The organism is Bradyrhizobium diazoefficiens (assembly GCF_016616235.1).
In the GTDB taxonomy this organism is placed as follows: domain Bacteria; phylum Pseudomonadota; class Alphaproteobacteria; order Rhizobiales; family Xanthobacteraceae; genus Bradyrhizobium; species Bradyrhizobium diazoefficiens_H.
In genome coordinates, this window is record NZ_CP067100.1 from 7,235,948 (window position 1) to 7,252,683 (window position 16,736).

Here is a 16,736-nt window from a genome sequence, read left to right on the forward strand (position 1 = left end):
GGCACAGAGAAGCTGAAGTAATTCTCGAAGCATCCAAAAGTCGAATTGGGCTCATCTGCCTGCATTTCCAGTCATCCAAAGTAATCTGTCGTATAGGTCTGACAGTAGATACTCTCGTCATCTTTTGTTCGTGATGCTCTGCAGCATCCTGCGGCAAATACGGAGCTAAATCTGTGATCTAACTAACAGAACCCGCGAAATAACGGGCTGTTAGCCATAGGCCGCAGAATCGGCAGCCGCGCAACTTCTGTCCGCAATTGCTTCCATTTCGCGGCAGCGGGCGCCCTCCTGACGGGCGAATCGTCAAATTTTACGCAATTTGGGCAGACGGATTTCAGCCTGTCCCGCGGTTTTGGGGGCCTTGCCGCGCGCGTTAAGCAGAACAAAACGGCCCGCCTCGCACTATCTCCGCGAAAGCAACAAAGCCTGGCGCGTCGAGGTCGAGGGGACCTCGCGAAGCCGGAAGGGGATGTCAGATGGAGACCGCTGCTCGCTCGCGCGCCTGGCGCGCAATCCTTATCCTGTGCGGATTGGTCCTGCTCGGATCGGCCGCCGAGCTCCGCGCCGGCACGCTGCTGTCGCCCGGAGCGGGCGTACTCGTCCGCAAATCCGCCGAGCCGTTCGGCGTATTCGCGTTCGCCATCTCCGGCGGCAGCCTGCGGCAGAAATGGGCGGCGCTGAAAGACAACCTCGATGACGACATGGTGCAGCTCGCGCTCTGCGACGGCGACCGCGACAATTGCGCCTCGCCCGCGGCGCTGAAGCTGCTCGCCATCGTCGACCAGGCCCGCGCCCGCGACGGCCGCGCCCGGCTCGGCGAGACCAACCGTGCCATCAACCTCGCCATCCGCCCCGCCGACGACGGTGCAGACGATGTCTGGAGTTCGCCGCTGGCGACCTTCGCGCGCGGCGCCGGCGACTGCGAAGACTACGCCATCGCCAAGCTTGCCGCGCTGCGCCTTGCGGGCGTTGCAGCCGACGACCTCCGCATCGTCGTGGTGCGCGACGTCAGGGCCGGCGAAGAGCACGCGGTTGTCGCCGCAAGGCGCGACGGCCACTGGCTGATGCTCGACAACCGCCGCATGGCGATGGTCGAGGACGACGCCGCGCGGAGCTACCAGCCGCTGTTCGTGCTCTACCAGTCGGCCGTGTTGAAATATGTCGACGAGCCGGTGCGGTTCTCGATGGTCGCCGCCGAGGCGCCCTGATTGATCCTGTAGCCTCGTAGATGGGGTAACGGGCCGTACGTAGATTTCCCCACAACCCCATTCCACTGCACGCTCGGGAACGCTAGCATGGCACCGTCTGTGCGGGGGCGACTGGAATGCGGTTCATCGTGCTGTCTGTGCTTGCGCTGCTGGCATTGCCCGCGGCGCCAGGCTTGGCGCAATCCGGCCCCTCCGACCGCTCCATCGCCGGCCGGCTGCCGCTTTTCGCCAGGAACAATTGCCAGTCGATTCGCGACCCCGGCAACCAATTGTTCTGCGGCGATGCCGAGCTTGCCGCCGCCGCCGAAAGGCTGAGCGCGGCGATCGAGGCGCGGCTCGCCCGCTTGCCCGATCGCCTGCCCGCGATCGAGGAAAACGCGATCTGGATCCGACAGCGCAACCTCGGCTGCGGCATCGTCGGCCAGACCGCGGTCCGCACCGACGATTTCGACCGGGTGAAGGCGTGCCTGCTCAAGGTGACCGAGGAGCGTGCCGCGATCCTGCGCGACGCGGATTTCGACTGTCTCGCGGCCAACACTGCCGCCGGCGCGCTGATCTGCGCGGACCCGGCGCTGGCGCTCACCGAGACCGAGCTCAACGGCCAGGTGCTCGGCCTGATCGGCAAGCTCGACCCGACCGCGGCACGCTTTGCCTTCGCCGAATACGGCCGCTGGACGCGCGAGCGCGACCGCATGTGCAATCTGGTCGGCAAGGAGAACGTGCCGCTTGCCGAGCTCGAATCCGCGGAAGGCTGTCTCGCCGACTATCTCAAGCACAAGAGCGAGGAGATCCGTAGCGCGAAGGGCGATCCCAAAAAGGTGTTCGGCCGTCAGGTTGCGGCGCGCTCGCCCGATACCGATGCGGTCGATTTCTGCGCCGCGCGAATCCATGCGGCCAATTCCTGCGGCAACTTCCTCCGCATCAACCGCGTCTATGCGCTCGACAGCCAGATGAGCGAGCAGGAGGCGCAAGTCACCGGCGAGATCGAGATGGCCGTGCTGGCGCCCTTCACCACCTGCAGCAAGGTCGCGACCACCTGCACCGGCACCTGCTGGGACGCCGGGACGGGCCGCCCGCAGGCAGGCGCCGGCACCAAGGAGCGCTCCGGCGAGGCCTTCAACGTCACGCGTCGCTTGAGGATCCAGCGGACGTTCGCTTTCGTGAAAGCCGCCGACGGCTGGCGCTGCCGGGAAGATGCGCTGGCCCCGGTGAGCTCGGGGACGGCGGGGGGCGGGTCGTAGCTTTCTTACCCTCCCCCTCCAGGCTAAGGCGTGCACACTTCTCGGAGCCTCCAACCGAGAGCCATCTGCTCGAAGCGGTGCCAACCTCTTCGCATGGTGATGGGGCCGGGCGGCCGCTCGGAGGCGTAGCCGGTCCATCCTCCGAGCCGAGCAATGATCCATGCAAGCCAAGCGATGGAGTGCTCGGGATGAGGGTTCTTTTGCTTGACGGTTTTGCCTTCGAGCTTGACCTGCAAGGTTTTGAGTATCGGCAGCTGGTCCGCCGGCACTACGTCAGTGGCCGGACGGTCGACCGTGCCGTCGCGGGCGAGGACGAGTTGCATGATCTTGATAGCTGCCATCACCGCGATGGCGGCGAGCTTGAACAGCGCCTCGGCCGCCTCGACCTGGCTGCTCTCGATGTCGAGCCCTTGGCTTTTGCTGGTGCGGAACAGCTGCTCGATGTGCCAGCGCTGACGGTACCAAGCGACAATCTGCAGCGCTTGCTCAACCGTCGTCACCGCATGAGTAGTAACAAGGCGCCAGTGGATCGGCTCTTCGACAGAGGGATCGAGTTCCTTCACCTCTACCAAACGCAACGTCAATTGATGCGCCGCTTTCCGGTCGCTGCAGTTGGCCGGGCGCTTGATGGTCACCTCGCCAAAGCGCAGTGCGATCTTGGCCGTTCGGGCCGGACGGCCGGGCTGTGCCCGAACCTCCAAATCGAAGCGATGCTGGACCGGCCAGTTCTGGGCAATATCAAACAACCTTCCGCCACCCACCAAGGCGCGATCGCGACAGACGCGCGTGAGCAAATGGGTCCGAGCGTCAGGAATCCGGTCAAATTCTTCGTAAATGTCGCTCTCACGGTCGCCAATCACCGTGATCATCGCCGCCGCAGCAAGCGCACTCTTGGCGCCCGCAGCGCCCTTGATCCAACGATAGGACTCCTTCTCTTCGATCGGCTGGTTTCGGTAATCAGGCGATGCAGGCCCCCGGCGCGTCCAAATCTGCATCCCAGCGAGCCCGAGCAAGGCTCCGCTCCCGGCGTCAACTGCCAATACCGGATGCACAAACAAGCCCGGGTCAATCCCGTTACCGGAAGGGCCAAGGCCCCGGACCCGGCCGGCATGCCTCGCATAGTTCAGTTCCGTCGTGTCCTGGATCGCAAGCGCATGCAGCCCTGCAACCCGCTCCGACAGCACCTCTGCGCCATGCCCGGCGATCTCATCCACTGTCACGCTCGGATTGTTCAGCCAGCGGCTGAACCCCACCCATTCGGCACGGCCATCGGCGGCTGCGCGCAGGTTCATCGTGACGCGTTCGACGGCGCGCTGCAACAACAGCGCCCCCTTTTGGCCAGTCGAACGTCACCAAAACGGCCGACTGACCAATCCATTCCTGCCTTCAATGCGGTTATCCTTCTTGCAAACCGCACCGCAAGGAATCAGACTCGATTCCCTCAAGGCAAGAAAAATCGTGTGCACGCCTTAGCCTGGAGGGGGAGGATCGGCTCATATTGAGCGCAGCGAAATGTGAGACGGGGTGGGGTGACGGTCTCTCATCACTGGACACTGCCCGTGTTGAGAGATCACCCCACCCCGCTCGCGCTGCGCGCGATCGACCCTCCCCCTCCAGGGGAGGGTAAGCGAGACCGCATCAAAACATCAGATTGTCCTTCACCAGCACCCAGCGGCCGCCCTTGACCTGCTGCACCTGGGTGATGGTGTTGGCGAGGTGGTCGGTCTTGGAGAACTTGGTGGGGGGCGAGTTGAAGATGTCGAGGAATTTATCGCCCGATTCGAGCGCGTCCAGCATCTTCTGTCCGGTCAGATCCTTGCCGGCCTTGTTCGCGTAGAACGCAAATGTCATCACCGCATTGTAGCCGATGATGGCCTGGGTGTTGGCGTCGGTGTTGAACATTTTCTTGTAGTTGACGAGCCAGTCCTTGACCTTGCCCTTGGCGGTGTCCTCGTACGGGATCTCGAAGCCGGACGCGGCGTAGAGCCCTTCGACGGCATCCTTGCCGAGCATGGGAACTTCCATCACGTTGGTCGGCGTGGCGCCGAGGAAGGTGACGTCCCAGCCGAGCTTCCTGGCTTCGCTCATCGCCCCTATGGTCTCGCGGAGCACGGTGCCGAGCACGACGAGGTCGCAGCCGTCGGACTTCATCTTGGCGATCTGCGCGCTGAAGTCGGAAGCGCCGCGTTTGTAGCTGGTGATGGAGGCCGGCTGCGCCTTCATGGCGGTGAGCTGCTGATTGAAGCCGTCGAGCACGTTCTTACCGTATTCGTCATCCTGATGCATGATGCAGGGCTTCTTGAAGCCCTTCCACTCCATCATGTATTTGAGCGCGGCCCGCGTGCTCTCGACATAGGGCAGCAAATTGTTGAACTTCAGCCGCTCCTGCGGCTTGGCCGGATCGAACTTGAAGGTGAATTCGGCCGCCGTCAGCGGGAAGAGCTGGAGCACGCCGGCGTCGAACAGGATGTCCTGCGCGGCGAGCACGGTCGGCGAGCCCATCGCCCCCACCATCGCGAAGATCTTGTCGCGCTCGATCAGCTTCTGCGACGCCAGCACGGCCTTTTTCGGATCGTAGCCGCTATCCTCGACGACCAGCCGAAGCTTGCGGCCGTTGATGCCGCCGGCCGCGTTGACCTCCTCGACCGCCATCTTCATGCCGTTTGCGACGGGGACGCCCCAGCCCTTGATCGGCCCCGACAGGTCCTGATGGGTGCCGATCACGATCTCGGAGGCCGAGATGCCTTCATTGGTGACCTTGGTTTGCGCCGCGGCCGGCAGACAGGTGAGCACCATTGCACTCACAGCAAGGCCGAACGCGCTGAACGATTTCGACATTGACGTCTCCTCTCCTAAAGGCCCGTGTTACGCGAAGGGCGGCGGCCATCGCTCCTTCGCTTTTCTATTTTGCGCATGCCCCCTGTCGGAAAACCGGTTCCCACTTTTCCGGGGGGCATGCGTGTCTCACGCCACCGCGCGCTCGCGATACATCGCGTCGATCTCGGCGGCGTAGCGCTTGTTCACGAAGCCGCGCTTCAGCTTCATGGTCGGTGTCAGCTCCTCGTCCTCCGGCGTCAGCTGGCGTTCGATCAGGTAGAACCGCTTGATCGTCTCGACGCGGGCGAAATTGCCGTTGACCTGCTCGATCTCGCGCCAGATCAGGTCTTGGATCTCCGTCGCCCGGCACAGGCTGGCATAGTTGGTGAAGGGGATGTCATGGTCCTGGGCGAATTTTTCGACATTCTCCCGGTCGATCATCACGAGACAGGTGAGATACGGCCGCTTGTCGCCGATCACCACGGCGTCCGAGATGTAGGGCGAGAATTTCAGCTGGTTCTCGATCTCGGACGGCGTGATGTTCTTGCCGCCGGAGGTGATGATGATGTCCTTCATCCGGTCGGTGATGCGGACGAAGCCCTCATTGTCGATGGTGCCGACGTCGCCGGTGTGCAGCCATCCGCGCGCATCGATGGTGTCCGCGGTCTTCTCCGGCTGGTTCAGATAGCCCATGAACAGGAAGTCGCCCTTGATCAGAATCTCGCCGTCGGGTGATAGCGCGACCTCGCCCCACGGCACCGCCTTGCCGACCGAGCCGAGCTTGATCCGCTCTGCCGGCATCATGGTGGCGACGCCGCAATTCTCGGTCTGGCCATAGACCTCGTGCATGTCGATGCCGAGCGCAAGATACCAGCGGATCAGCTCCGGCGCGATCGGCGCAGCGCCGGTGAAGGCGATGCGGCAGCGGTCGAGCCCGATCATGCGGCGGATGTTGCGGAACGCAATCTGATAAGCGAGGCGGTTGGCGATGCGCAGCGACAGCGGCGGCGGCCTGCCCTCGAGCCGGCAATCGACCATGCGATAGCCGATCGCGATGGCGCGGCGATAGACCCATCGCTGGAACGGCGTCGCATCCTTTACCGCGATGCTGATGGCGGAATAGAATTTCTCCCAGATGCGGGGCACAGCGAGGAAGACGGTCGGCTGCACCTCGCGAAGATTGTCCGGCACCGTCTCCGGACTCTCGGCAAAATTCATGACCGAGCCGAGCGCGACCGAGATGTAGTAGCCGCCGACGCGCTCGGCGACATGACAGAGCGGCAGGAAGATCAGCCGGTCCTCGTCCTCACGCGCCGGAATGAAGTCGTTGGCGTGCCGCATCTGGTGCGTGACGCTGCGGTTGGCATGCATCGCGCCCTTGGGCGGGCCCGTGGTGCCCGAGGTGTAGACCAGAATGGCGAGATCGCCGGCGCTGCGGCTGTCGATCATCTGCTGCCACAGCGCCTCGTTTCCGACCATGTGGTTGCGCCCGAGTGCGCGAAACTCGTCGAGCGACATCACCATGTCGTCGGAGAAGCCGCTGAGGCCCTCCATGTCGAACACGATGATCCTTTGCAGGGAGGGACAGCGCGCGCGGCAGGCGAGAATCTTGTCGAGCTGCTCCTCGTCCTCGGCAAAGATGACCTTTGTGCCGGAATCGTTGACGAGATATTCGACCTGAGACGACGAATCGGTGGGGTAGATGCCGGAGGAGATGCCACCGGCGCACAATATGCCCATGTCGGCATGGACCCATTCGGGCACGGCGTTGGCGATGATGGAGGCGACGTCGCCCGGCAGAAATCCGATCGCACGAAGTGCGTAGGCGATCTCCCTGGATATCTCGAGCCATTCGCGCCAGCTGGTCGGCTGCCAGATGCCGAATTTCTTCTCGCGGATCGCCGGCCTGTCGCCCCGCGTCTCGGCGGCGCGCAAGAAGCTCTTCGCGATCGTATCAGCGACCGTCAGCACCGCCGGTCGGGCCATGCGCGTCTCCTCCTTGTCGCGTTCCCCTCCGCTGCCTGCCTTGCCGGCGGTCTATGCGCTGGAGGGGTTACCCATCTAACGCCACGTTTTCTTCTTTTTCCAGCGCCGTTCGCCTCGCGCGCCGGCTTCCTTGGCACCCAGGTAGAACTCCTGGATGTCCTTCGAATGCATCAAGCGGTCGCAGCTGTCGTTCATCACGATGCGGCCGATCTCGAGCACATAGCCGTAATGCGCCGTTTCCAGCGCCACCTTGGCGTTCTGCTCGACCAGCAGGATCGACATGCCCTGCTCCTCGTTGACGCGGCGGATGATGGTAAAGATCTCCTTCACCAGCAGCGGCGACAGGCCGAGCGAGGGCTCATCTAACAGCAGCAGCGTCGGCCGGTTCATCAGCGCTCGCCCGATCGCCAGCATCTGCTGCTCGCCGCCGGAGAGCTGGCCGGCCGGCTGGTCGATACGCTCCTTCAGCCGCGGGAAATAGCCGTAGACCCGCTCCAGATCCTCCGCGACACCGTCGCGATCCCGGCGCGGATAGGCGCCCATCATCAGGTTCTCGCGGACGGAGAGGAACGGGAACACCTCGCGCCCCTCCGGCACGTGGCTGAGGCCGAGACGCACGATCTTGTCGGCCTCCATGCGCTGGATCGGCTTGCCCATGAACTCGATCGCGCCCTTCTGCGGATCGAGGATGCCCGAGATCGTCTTCAGCACCGTGGTCTTGCCGGCACCATTGGCACCCAGCAGGGTGACGATGCGGCCGCGCGGCACCTCCAGCGAGATGCCGCGGATCGCCATGATCGGCCCGTAATAGCTCTCGATGTTGGAGAGTTTCAGGATGATGATGTCGGGCGCCGCGGTCGCATCCATCGCGTCACGCTCCCAGATACGCGGCGACGACATCAGGGTGCTGCTGCACCTCGGCGGGCGAGCCCGTCGCCAGCACCCGGCCGTAGTTCAGCGCGATGACGCGGTCGGAGACGCGATTCACCAGCGACATGTCGTGCTCGACCATCAGCACGGTGATGCCGAGCTCGCTCTTCATGTCGCGGATCCAGAACGACATGTCGTCGGTCTCCTCGACATTGAGGCCGGAGGACGGCTCGTCCAGCAGGATCAGCTTCGGTTCCGAGCACAGCGCGCGGGCGAGCTCGATCACCTTGCGCACGCCGTAAGGAAGGCCGGAGATCAACTTGTCGCGGTAGGGTTCGAGATCGAGGAATTCGATCACCTGCTCGACCCGGCGGCGATGCACTTTCTCGTTGGCGCGCACGCTGGGCAGGAACAGAAGCTCCTGCCACAGCTGCGTGGTCGAATGGCGGTGACGGCCGACCAGGAGGTTCGACAGCACGGTGGCATTCTCGAACAGCTCGATGTTCTGGAAGGTGCGGGCGATGCCGAGCCTTGCGATGTCGTAAGGCGGCTGTTCCGTGATGTCCTGGTCCTCGAAAAAGATGCGGCCCGTGGTCGGCCGGTAGATCCGCGAGATCAAATTGAAGATCGAGCTCTTGCCGGCGCCGTTGGGGCCTATGATCGAGAGGATCTCGCCCTTCTCCACCGCGAACGAGACCGCATCGACGGCCTTCAGGCCCCCGAAATGCAGTGACAGGTTCTCGGCGCGGAAATAGCTCATCGGTTCCGCTCCGACTTCACGTAGATCTTTTGCCGCTTGAACGTGGCGCGCTTGTAGAGTGGAAATAGCTGGAAGAAGAGCTTGATCTTGAGCCAGCGGCCGTAGAGCCCGAGCGGCTCGAACAGCACGAACAGCACGATGATGATGCCGTAGATCGCGCCCTTCAGCCCGTTGAGCGAGGCGAAGGCAGCGACCTTAGACTGGATTTCGGCCGCAGTCGCCGGGCCGGCCCAGAACGTCGCGGCAATGCCGGCGATGATGCCGGGCATGTCGTCCTTGAGATAGGTCAGGAACGGATCGATCATCACGATGAAGATCGCGCCCAGCACTGCGCCGTGCAGGCTGAAAATGCCGCCGATCAGAATCACGATAATGAACTCGATCGAGAGCTGGAGCGTGAACATCTCCGGCGAGATGAAGGAGAGCTTGTGCGCGAACAGCACGCCGGCAAAGCCGGTGATCGCCGCCGAGATCGCAAACGACTTGACCTTGTACAGCGCGACGTTGATGCCCATGCTGCGCGCCGCCGTCTCGCTGTCGCGGATCGCGACGAAGGCCCGGCCGGTCGGCGATCGCAGCAGATTGAGCGTGCCGACGATGGTCAGGACCAGCACGGCAAGGCAGAGGAAATAGAAGGTCGGGCTGTCGCGCGGAACAGTGACGCCAAGCAGCGATAGCGTCTTGACCCGCATCCCCTCGTTGCCGTTCGTCACGCTCTCCCAGCGCGCCAGGATCTCCTCGACGATGAAGGCGAAGGAGATGGTGGCGATGACGAGATAGATGCCCTGGAGCCGCAGCGCGGGAAAGCCGACCAGCGCGCCGATGCAGCCTGTGAGGACGCCCGCGGCCACGAAATAGACGGGAAACGGCACGTTGTATTTCTGCAAGTAAGCCGCGGTGTAGGCGCCGATGGCGAGGAACGCGGCATGGCCGAGCGATGCCTGCCCGGTAAAACCGGTCAGGATCATCAGCCCCACACCGACGGTCGCATAGATACAGACGAAGACGAGCTGGCTCATCAGATAGCTGGAGAGCACGTAGGGCGCGATCAGCAGCAGCGCGAGCAGGATGCCGTAGGAAACGACGTAGCCCGAATGCGGAAACAGCCTGATGTCGTCCTCATAGTCGGTCTTGAACAGGAAGCGCATGGCGCTCAGACCTTCTTGCGGACGTGAAGGCCGAACAGGCCTTCGGGCTTGAGCAAGAGCACCGCGAGCAAGACGACATAGGGCGCGACGTCCTTCCAGCCCTCGGCCAGATAGAACCCTGCCATGCTCTCGATCACGCCGATCAGGACACCGCCGACGACCGCGCCCGGAATCGAGCCGAAGCCGCCGAGCACGGCGGCGGGAAATGCCTTGAGGCCCAGCACGAGGCCGACGTTGGAGTGAATGAAGGTGATCGGGGCCAGCAGCACGCCGGCGCAGGTCGCGACCGCCGCGCTGATGGCCCAGACCACCGACACCACCCGCTTGACCGGGATCCCCATGTAATAGGCCGCCAGCATGTTCTCGGAACTGGCGCGCATCGCGGTGCCGAGCGTGGTCTTGTTGAAGAAGAGATAGAGCAGCGTGCACAGAATCATTGTCGCCGCGATCACCGAGAGCTTGTCGTAGGCGAGCACCAGCGAGCCGATGCGCAGCACGCCCTGGCTGAACGGCGTCTCGATCTTCAGATCATCGGTGCCCCAGATCATCCCGGCGATCGAGCGCAGGAAGTAGCCGAGCCCGATCGTCGCCATGATGATGGAGAATTGCGGATAGCCGAGGATCGGCCGCACCACCACGCGCTCGGCCAGCATGCCGAACAGCGCCATCGCCGCCACCGCACCGGCAAAGCCGACCCAGTAGTTCAGTCCCATCATGCCGATGAAGGTGAAGGCGAAGAACCCGCCGAGCATCATCAGATCGCCCTGGGCGAAATTGACGACTTCGGTGGCCTTGTAGACGAGCACGAAGCCGAGCGCGATCAGGCCGTAGACGCAGCCGAGCGCAACACCGCTGACCAGCTGCTGAACGAAATCCAGCATCGCCGCGCATCCTCCCGATGCAACCGGCGGTTCTTCGTGACCGCCTCGCCGCATCTTGTGTCCAGTCGCTACGCAGTCGTTTCGCCGCGTTCGCGCCATTTGTCCGGAATCAATTCAGCCTGAACGCCTGCGCGCTGTCAACAAACGGTGACTTGCCTTTAGTCCAAGGCGGATGGCGGAATTTGCGGCAGCACGATTCACCGTGCCGAAACATCTTCAGGTCATGGTCGCCAGCAATGCAAAACCGGATGGTGTGGCCGTCATGAAGCCGGACAGCGCGGCGCTTGAAGTCTTGGGGTTAACGAAGCGTTTTGACCGTTTGGCGGTCGACAGCCTCGATCTCAGCATCCATGCCGGTGAATTCTACGCGCTGGTCGGCCCCAACGGCGCCGGCAAGACCACCACTTTGCGCATGGTCGCCAGCCTGCTCCGGCCCGATGCCGGCGCGGTCTCGATCTTCGGCATCGACGCGCTCCAAAACCCCGTCGCCGCCAAGCAGGTAATGGCATGGGTCTCCGACGAACCCATGATTTATGACAAGCTGACGCCACTCGAATATCTCGAATTTGTCGCCGGCCTCTGGGGTATCGCACCCTCGGTCTCGGAACCGGTGGCGCAGGAGCTGTTGCACTCGCTCGGGCTCGAGCCGCACCGGCACGAACGCTGCGAAGGCTTTTCCAAGGGCATGCGCCAGAAGGTGGCGCTGGCCGGCGCGCTGGTGCACGATCCCCGCCTCATCATCCTTGACGAGCCGCTGACGGGGCTCGATGCCGTCTCCGCCCGGCACGTCAAGGGCCTGCTCAGCGAACGCGTCCGCGCCGGCTGCACCGTCATCATGACGACGCATATCCTGGAAGTTGCCGAACGCATGGCCGACCGCATCGGCGTGATCGCATCGGGACGTCTGGTCGCCGAGGGCACGCTGGCCGAGCTGCGCCAGCAGAATGGCCATGCCGATACCAGCCTGGAAGATCTCTTCATCGCGCTGGTGACGCTTCCGGAAGCCGCATGAGCTCGGCCACCGCGCTGTCCTGGTTTGCCCGCCACGAGCTGCGGCTCGCCTGGCGCGAATGGTTCGCCATGATGACGGGCGGCCGGCGCAAGCGGGCGCGCGCCGCAATGATCGGCCTTTTGTTCTTCGCAGGCCTGCTGCACGTGCCGGCCTGGGCGGTGATCGGCCGCTTCGCCGATCTGCAACTGCCGCTCGACAAATCCTCGCTGATCGTGATCACGGCGACGATCTTCCTGGCCTGGACCTTGATGCTGTCGCAGGCGATCGAATCGGTGACGCGGGTGTTCTATGCCCGCGCCGATCTCGACCTGATCATGTCCTCGCCGGCGACACTCGCCAATCTGTTCTCCGTGCGCATTGCCGCGATCGCGCTCACCGTCACGGTGATGGCGCTGCTGTTCTCGACACCCTTCATCGACGTGCTGGTGATTGGCGGCGGGCCACGCTGGCTTGCGGCGTTCGGCGTCGTCATCGCCATGGGCCTGTCGGCCGCGGCGGTCGCGATTGCCGTCACCATCCTCTTATTCCGCCTGATCGGCCCGGCGCGGACGCGCTTCGTCGCCCAGATCCTCGCCGCGATCATCGGCGCAGGCTTCGTGATCGCGCTCCAAATCGCCGCGATCATGTCCTACGGCACGCTGTCGCGCTTCACCATCCTGACCTCCGGGAGCGTTGCCGCCTACGCCCCCGACGTCGACAGCATCTGGTGGTGGCCGGCGCGTGCGACGATGGGCGACAGCGAGGCACTGCTGCTGCTTCTGGCGCTCGGGCTCGTGCTGCTCGGCGGCGTGATGACGATCTTCTCGCACCGTTTTGCCGACACCGCGATCGACGCCGCCGCCTACGGCAGCTCGGGGCGCAAGCGCGCGAAGGAGCGCCGGTTCCGCGGCGGCTCGCGGCAGCAGGCGCTGCGGCGCAAGGAATTCATGCTGCTCTGGCGCGATCCCTGGCTGATCTCGCAGACGCTGATGCAGCTGCTCTATCTGGTGCCGCCGGCGCTGCTGCTCTGGCGCAGCTTTGCCGACAGCTCCGCCGCGGTGACGCTGATCACGCCCGTCATTGTCATGGCGGCCGGACAGCTCGCCGGTGGGCTCGCCTGGCTGACGATCTCCGGCGAGGACGCGCCTGATCTGGTTGCGACCGCGCCGCTGACGCCGTCCACCGTCATTCGCGCCAAGATCGAGGTGGTGCTGATCGCGATCGCCGCCATCTTCTGCCCGCTGCTTGCGGCGCTCGCCTTGGCTTCGCCATACCAGGCTGCGGTCAGTGCCGGCGCCATCATCATCAGCGCGGCCTGCGCGACTGCGATCCAGCTCTGGTTCCGGGTGCAGGCAAGGCGCAGCCAATTCCGCCGCCGCCAGACGTCGTCGCGGCTTGCGACCTTCGCCGAAGCCTTCTCCTCGATCGGCTGGGCCGCCAGCGCCGCGCTGCTGCTCGCCTTGCCGATCGCCGGGCTCATCAGCGGCCTGATCACCGCGGGGCTGGTTGCCATCACCTGGAAGTTCAGCCCACGGCGGCAGTAAGGCGGGCCACCAAATCCACCTCACTTGAAAGTAAGGATAAAACGCCTTACTAATCGAGGATCAAGCAATGAGGGAACTCATGGCCACGCTTACCGTCACCGCCAAGGGGCAGGTCACGTTGCGGAAGGATCTCCTGGAGCACCTCGGCGTGCATCCGGGAGACAAGATCTCGATAGAAAAGCTTCCCGGAGGGCGAGTTGAGGTGAAGGCGGCTCGGCCGACCGGAAAGATTTCGGATGCCTTCGGCTTTCTGAAAGGAAAAACCAACGGTCGATCGCTGTCGATCGAAGAGATGAACGAGATCATCGCTGACGGCTGGGTCGGCAAGCGATGAAGATAACACCCGACACCAACGTCCTGGTGCGGGTTCTGGTCAGAGATGATGCCGAACAGAGCAAGCTGGCCGAAGCCCTCCTCAAGAAGGCTGACCTGATAGCCATCTCGATTCCCGCACTGTGCGAGTTGGCCTGGGTCCTCTCACGGGGCTACAAAACTTCCGCTGAGAATATCGCGGCTTCGATCCGGCACTTGATCAATGCCTCCAATGCGGTCGTCAACTGGCCCCTAGCCGAAGCCGGATTGGCGGTCCTCGATGCCGGTGGCGATTTCGCCGACGGCGTGATCGCCCATGAGGGCAACTGGCTTGGCGCCGACACCTTCGTATCCTTCGACAAACAGGCCGTGAGGCTGATCGAGGCAAGCGGCGGATCGGCGCGGCTGCCTTAGCACCGCATGACGGTGGGATAATTCCTGGATACACTCTTTATATCGTCTAAACGGCGGACGGTTTGTCATGTCCCGAATTTTCCTGATGGCCTTGACGTTTCTCGCTTGGCTGGCGACGCCCGCCTTCGCCCAGCAGCAGCCCCAGCGCAGCGAATGCCTGGCGATGGCCAGCGCCGCGCCGCGGGTCATGTCGGTTGCCTTCAGGCAGGCGGCGAGTGCCCCCGAGGTCGAGATCACCTATGCCGGCCATTCCACCTATTTCATCGACACGCCGGGCGGCTTGCGCATCGCGACCGACTACAGCGGCGCCTATCAGGTCGGCCGCCTGCCCGATGTCGTCACCATGAACCGCGCTCACAGCACCCACTACACGCTGTTTCCCGACAAGCGCATTCCCCATGTGCTGCATGGCTGGAGCCACGACGGTAAGCCCGCCATCGTCTCGGAACGCATCGGCGACACCTTCATCCGCAACGTCACCACGGACATCCGCCGCTATTTCGGCAACGATGCCGGCGCCGACATGATCCGCGACGGCAATTCGATCTTCATCTTCGAGGTCGCCGGCCTCTGCATCGGCCATCTCGGCCATCTCCACCACAAGCTCGACGACAGCCACTTTGCCCAGATCGGGCGGCTGGACATCGTGATGGTGCCGATCGACGGCACCTACACCATGTCGCTCGACGGCATCTCCGACATCACCCGGCGCCTGCGCGCCTCGGTGGTGCTGCCGATGCATCGCTTCGCCACCCCGCTCGACGAATTCATGAGCCGCATCGGCCAGCAGTTCGAGATCGACCGGCGCAGCGAGCGCTCCTTCCGGATGTCGCGCGATGCGCTGCCGTCGAAGCCGACGGTGATCATTCTCGACGGGGTCTGACCCGCAAAAGCGGGAACGCATGAACCGTCGCCGACTTGGTTGCTTCAGGATCATCCTCGATCGGAGCAATCATGAGCAGAAAATTTCTGGTCATCGGCTCATTCGCGGCGATTTATTTGCTGTGGGGTTCCACCTACTTCGCCATCACGTTGGGTCTGAAATCGATCCCGCCATTTCTGCTGATGGCGCTTCGCTCGTTCTGCGGCGGCATCGTGTTGCTGGCGATGAGCGGAGGACAGATCGCGAGCATGTCCTTGCAGGCCTGGGCCATGGCGAGCCTGTGTGGACTGCTGTTCTTTGTCGGCTGCCACGGCGTGCTCGCCTTCGCCCAGCAATCGGTTCCTTCGGGCGTGGCAGCCATCGTGCTCGCCACGATCCCGTTCTGGATCCTGCTGATCGATGTCGTGTTCCCCGGCGATCAGCGACCGAAGCCCGTTGCCTTGCTGGCGCTCGTGCCGGGCTTCCTGGGCGTTGGACTCGTGGCTTGGCAAAACGTCGAGCAGGCCGGCATCAGCATTCTTCCCGTCGTCCTGCTGCTAGCCGCGGCATTGTCATGGTCCGCCGGGACCGTACTGTCCCGGCGCATGTCGAGCCAGAGCTCCGCCATCCTGCTTTCGGGCATGCAGCTGTCGATCGGCGGTATCGTGTTGTTCGCGATCAGCTGGCTGACGGGCGAGACCGGAAACTTCAGTCCGACCGAGGTCTCGCTGACCTCACTTGCCGCAGCGCTGTGGCTGATCATCTCGGGCAGCGTGATCGGATTCGTCGCCTATAACTGGCTGCTGGAGAATGTCTCGACCTCGTTGGTGTCGACCTACACTTTCGTCAATCCGGTGATCGCGGTGCTGCTCGGCACCGTCGTGCTCGGCGAGCCGTTCTCATCCATGATGCTGCTCGGTGCGGGCCTCGTCGTCGTCTCTGTCATCGTGATCTGGCGAGCGGAACGCTCAGGGAGCACGCGGACGAACGATGAGGCCGATCGGGACATCAAGAATCTGGCCCTGCGCAAGACCTGACGATCCCGACGGCAATTTTCTCCAAGTCAGCTGCGGTCCGCTCGTGCTGATCTCTTCGCAACAGGAGATCGACATGACCGACTTTGCGAGATTGCTGCACGCTGACGGACCAAACCCTGAGCATACAGCAGCGCTCCAGCTCTACGGCCGCTTCGTCGGCGATTGGAACGCCGAGATCACCGCCCATGGCGCCGATGGAACGAAGCACAGCGCGCCCGGCGAGATTCATTTCGGCTGGGTGCTGGAGGGGCGCGCCATGCAGGACGTCTGGATCATCCCCCGCCCCGCCGGCAGCGCGGCCTTTCCGGTTGCCGGCAATTGGTACGGCACGACGCTGCGGGTCTACGATCCCGCCATTTCCGCGTGGCGGATTTCCTGGTTCGATCCCGGCCGCGGCGTCTTTCGCCAGCAGATCGGCCGCCCGCGCGGCGCGGACATCGTGCAGGAAGGCACGACCGAGGCGGGCGAGCTGACGCGCTGGAGTTTTACCGAGATCACCGCGGATTCCTTCCACTGGCTCGGTGAGGTCAAGCCTGCCACGGCAGCCGAGTGGCGGCTGGTGGTCGGTGTGAGGGCGAAACGTCGCGCAGGTTGACGACGGCACCGCTGCCCTCGCAATGCCGGGTGCGGTTGCGCAGCACGCGCTGCTGCGCGGGAAGACGAGG

Annotated in this window: 16 protein-coding genes; 9 read left to right on the top strand and 7 right to left on the bottom strand. The window is 63.7% G+C overall.

Going from position 1 to position 16,736, the window contains the following annotated elements; genetic code table 11:
* Window positions 1-476: 476 nt before the first annotated feature.
* Both JJB99_RS34015 and JJB99_RS34020 read left to right on the top strand, forming a co-directional pair.
* Complete coding sequence (locus JJB99_RS34015; protein ID WP_200496460.1) at window positions 477-1,208, top strand: transglutaminase-like cysteine peptidase; 732 nt, start codon at window positions 477-479, stop codon at window positions 1,206-1,208.
* A gap of 116 nt (window positions 1,209-1,324) precedes the next feature.
* Window positions 1,325-2,449, top strand: a complete 1,125-nt coding sequence (locus JJB99_RS34020; RefSeq protein ID WP_200496461.1) for a hypothetical protein — start codon at window positions 1,325-1,327, stop codon at window positions 2,447-2,449.
* Between the two features lie 23 nt (window positions 2,450-2,472).
* Here JJB99_RS34020 and JJB99_RS34025 read toward each other — a convergent pair whose 3' ends face one another.
* The 7 genes from JJB99_RS34025 to JJB99_RS34055 all read right to left on the bottom strand — a co-directional run bounded on the left by JJB99_RS34025 (window position 2,473) and on the right by JJB99_RS34055 (window position 10,911).
* Window positions 2,473-3,771, bottom strand: a complete 1,299-nt coding sequence (locus JJB99_RS34025) for an IS4 family transposase (RefSeq protein ID WP_200496377.1) — start codon at window positions 3,769-3,771, stop codon at window positions 2,473-2,475.
* Window positions 3,772-4,087: 316 nt separating this feature from the next.
* Window positions 4,088-5,287, bottom strand: coding sequence for an ABC transporter substrate-binding protein (locus tag JJB99_RS34030; RefSeq protein ID WP_200496462.1), 1,200 nt, complete (start codon window positions 5,285-5,287; stop codon window positions 4,088-4,090).
* Between the two features lie 126 nt (window positions 5,288-5,413).
* Window positions 5,414-7,252: an AMP-dependent synthetase/ligase gene (locus tag JJB99_RS34035; RefSeq protein ID WP_200496463.1), complete on the bottom strand. Its 1,839-nt coding sequence runs from the start codon at window positions 7,250-7,252 to the stop codon at window positions 5,414-5,416.
* A 75-nt stretch (window positions 7,253-7,327) separates the two neighbouring features.
* Window positions 7,328-8,119, bottom strand: coding sequence for an ABC transporter ATP-binding protein (locus JJB99_RS34040; protein WP_200500428.1), 792 nt, complete (start codon window positions 8,117-8,119; stop codon window positions 7,328-7,330).
* Between the two features lie 4 nt (window positions 8,120-8,123).
* Window positions 8,124-8,882, bottom strand: coding sequence for an ABC transporter ATP-binding protein (locus JJB99_RS34045; RefSeq protein WP_200496464.1), 759 nt, complete (start codon window positions 8,880-8,882; stop codon window positions 8,124-8,126).
* Window positions 8,879-10,030 carry a branched-chain amino acid ABC transporter permease gene (locus JJB99_RS34050; RefSeq protein WP_200496465.1) on the bottom strand — a complete coding sequence of 384 codons (1,152 nt, stop codon included), beginning with the start codon at window positions 10,028-10,030 and terminating at the stop codon, window positions 8,879-8,881. The genes JJB99_RS34045 and JJB99_RS34050 overlap by 4 nt, the downstream gene beginning before the upstream one ends.
* Before the next feature lie 5 nt (window positions 10,031-10,035).
* Complete coding sequence (locus JJB99_RS34055; RefSeq protein ID WP_200496466.1) at window positions 10,036-10,911, bottom strand: branched-chain amino acid ABC transporter permease; 876 nt, start codon at window positions 10,909-10,911, stop codon at window positions 10,036-10,038.
* Window positions 10,912-11,173: 262 nt separating this feature from the next.
* Here JJB99_RS34055 and JJB99_RS34060 point away from each other — a divergent pair, with 262 nt between their 5' ends.
* From JJB99_RS34060 to JJB99_RS34090, 7 genes are all read left to right on the top strand, one after another.
* Window positions 11,174-11,923, top strand: coding sequence for an ABC transporter ATP-binding protein (locus JJB99_RS34060; protein WP_200500429.1), 750 nt, complete (start codon window positions 11,174-11,176; stop codon window positions 11,921-11,923).
* Window positions 11,920-13,446, top strand: coding sequence for a permease (locus tag JJB99_RS34065; protein WP_200496467.1), 1,527 nt, complete (start codon window positions 11,920-11,922; stop codon window positions 13,444-13,446). The genes JJB99_RS34060 and JJB99_RS34065 overlap by 4 nt, the downstream gene beginning before the upstream one ends.
* Before the next feature lie 79 nt (window positions 13,447-13,525).
* On the top strand, window positions 13,526-13,780 hold the full coding sequence (locus JJB99_RS34070) for an AbrB/MazE/SpoVT family DNA-binding domain-containing protein (protein ID WP_200496468.1): 255 nt from the start codon (window positions 13,526-13,528) through the stop codon (window positions 13,778-13,780).
* Window positions 13,777-14,172 carry a type II toxin-antitoxin system VapC family toxin gene (locus JJB99_RS34075; protein WP_200496469.1) on the top strand — a complete coding sequence of 132 codons (396 nt, stop codon included), beginning with the start codon at window positions 13,777-13,779 and terminating at the stop codon, window positions 14,170-14,172. Before JJB99_RS34070 ends, JJB99_RS34075 begins: the two co-directional genes overlap by 4 nt.
* 67 nt (window positions 14,173-14,239) lie before the next feature.
* A complete protein-coding gene (locus JJB99_RS34080) occupies window positions 14,240-15,055 on the top strand; it encodes an MBL fold metallo-hydrolase (RefSeq protein ID WP_200496470.1) in 816 nt (271 codons plus the stop codon).
* A gap of 71 nt (window positions 15,056-15,126) precedes the next feature.
* On the top strand, window positions 15,127-16,071 hold the full coding sequence (locus tag JJB99_RS34085) for an EamA family transporter (protein WP_200496471.1): 945 nt from the start codon (window positions 15,127-15,129) through the stop codon (window positions 16,069-16,071).
* 73 nt (window positions 16,072-16,144) lie between these two features.
* Window positions 16,145-16,666 (top strand): hypothetical protein, encoded by a 522-nt coding sequence (locus JJB99_RS34090; RefSeq protein ID WP_200496472.1) that lies wholly within the window; start codon window positions 16,145-16,147, stop codon window positions 16,664-16,666.
* Window positions 16,667-16,736: the final 70 nt, after the last annotated feature.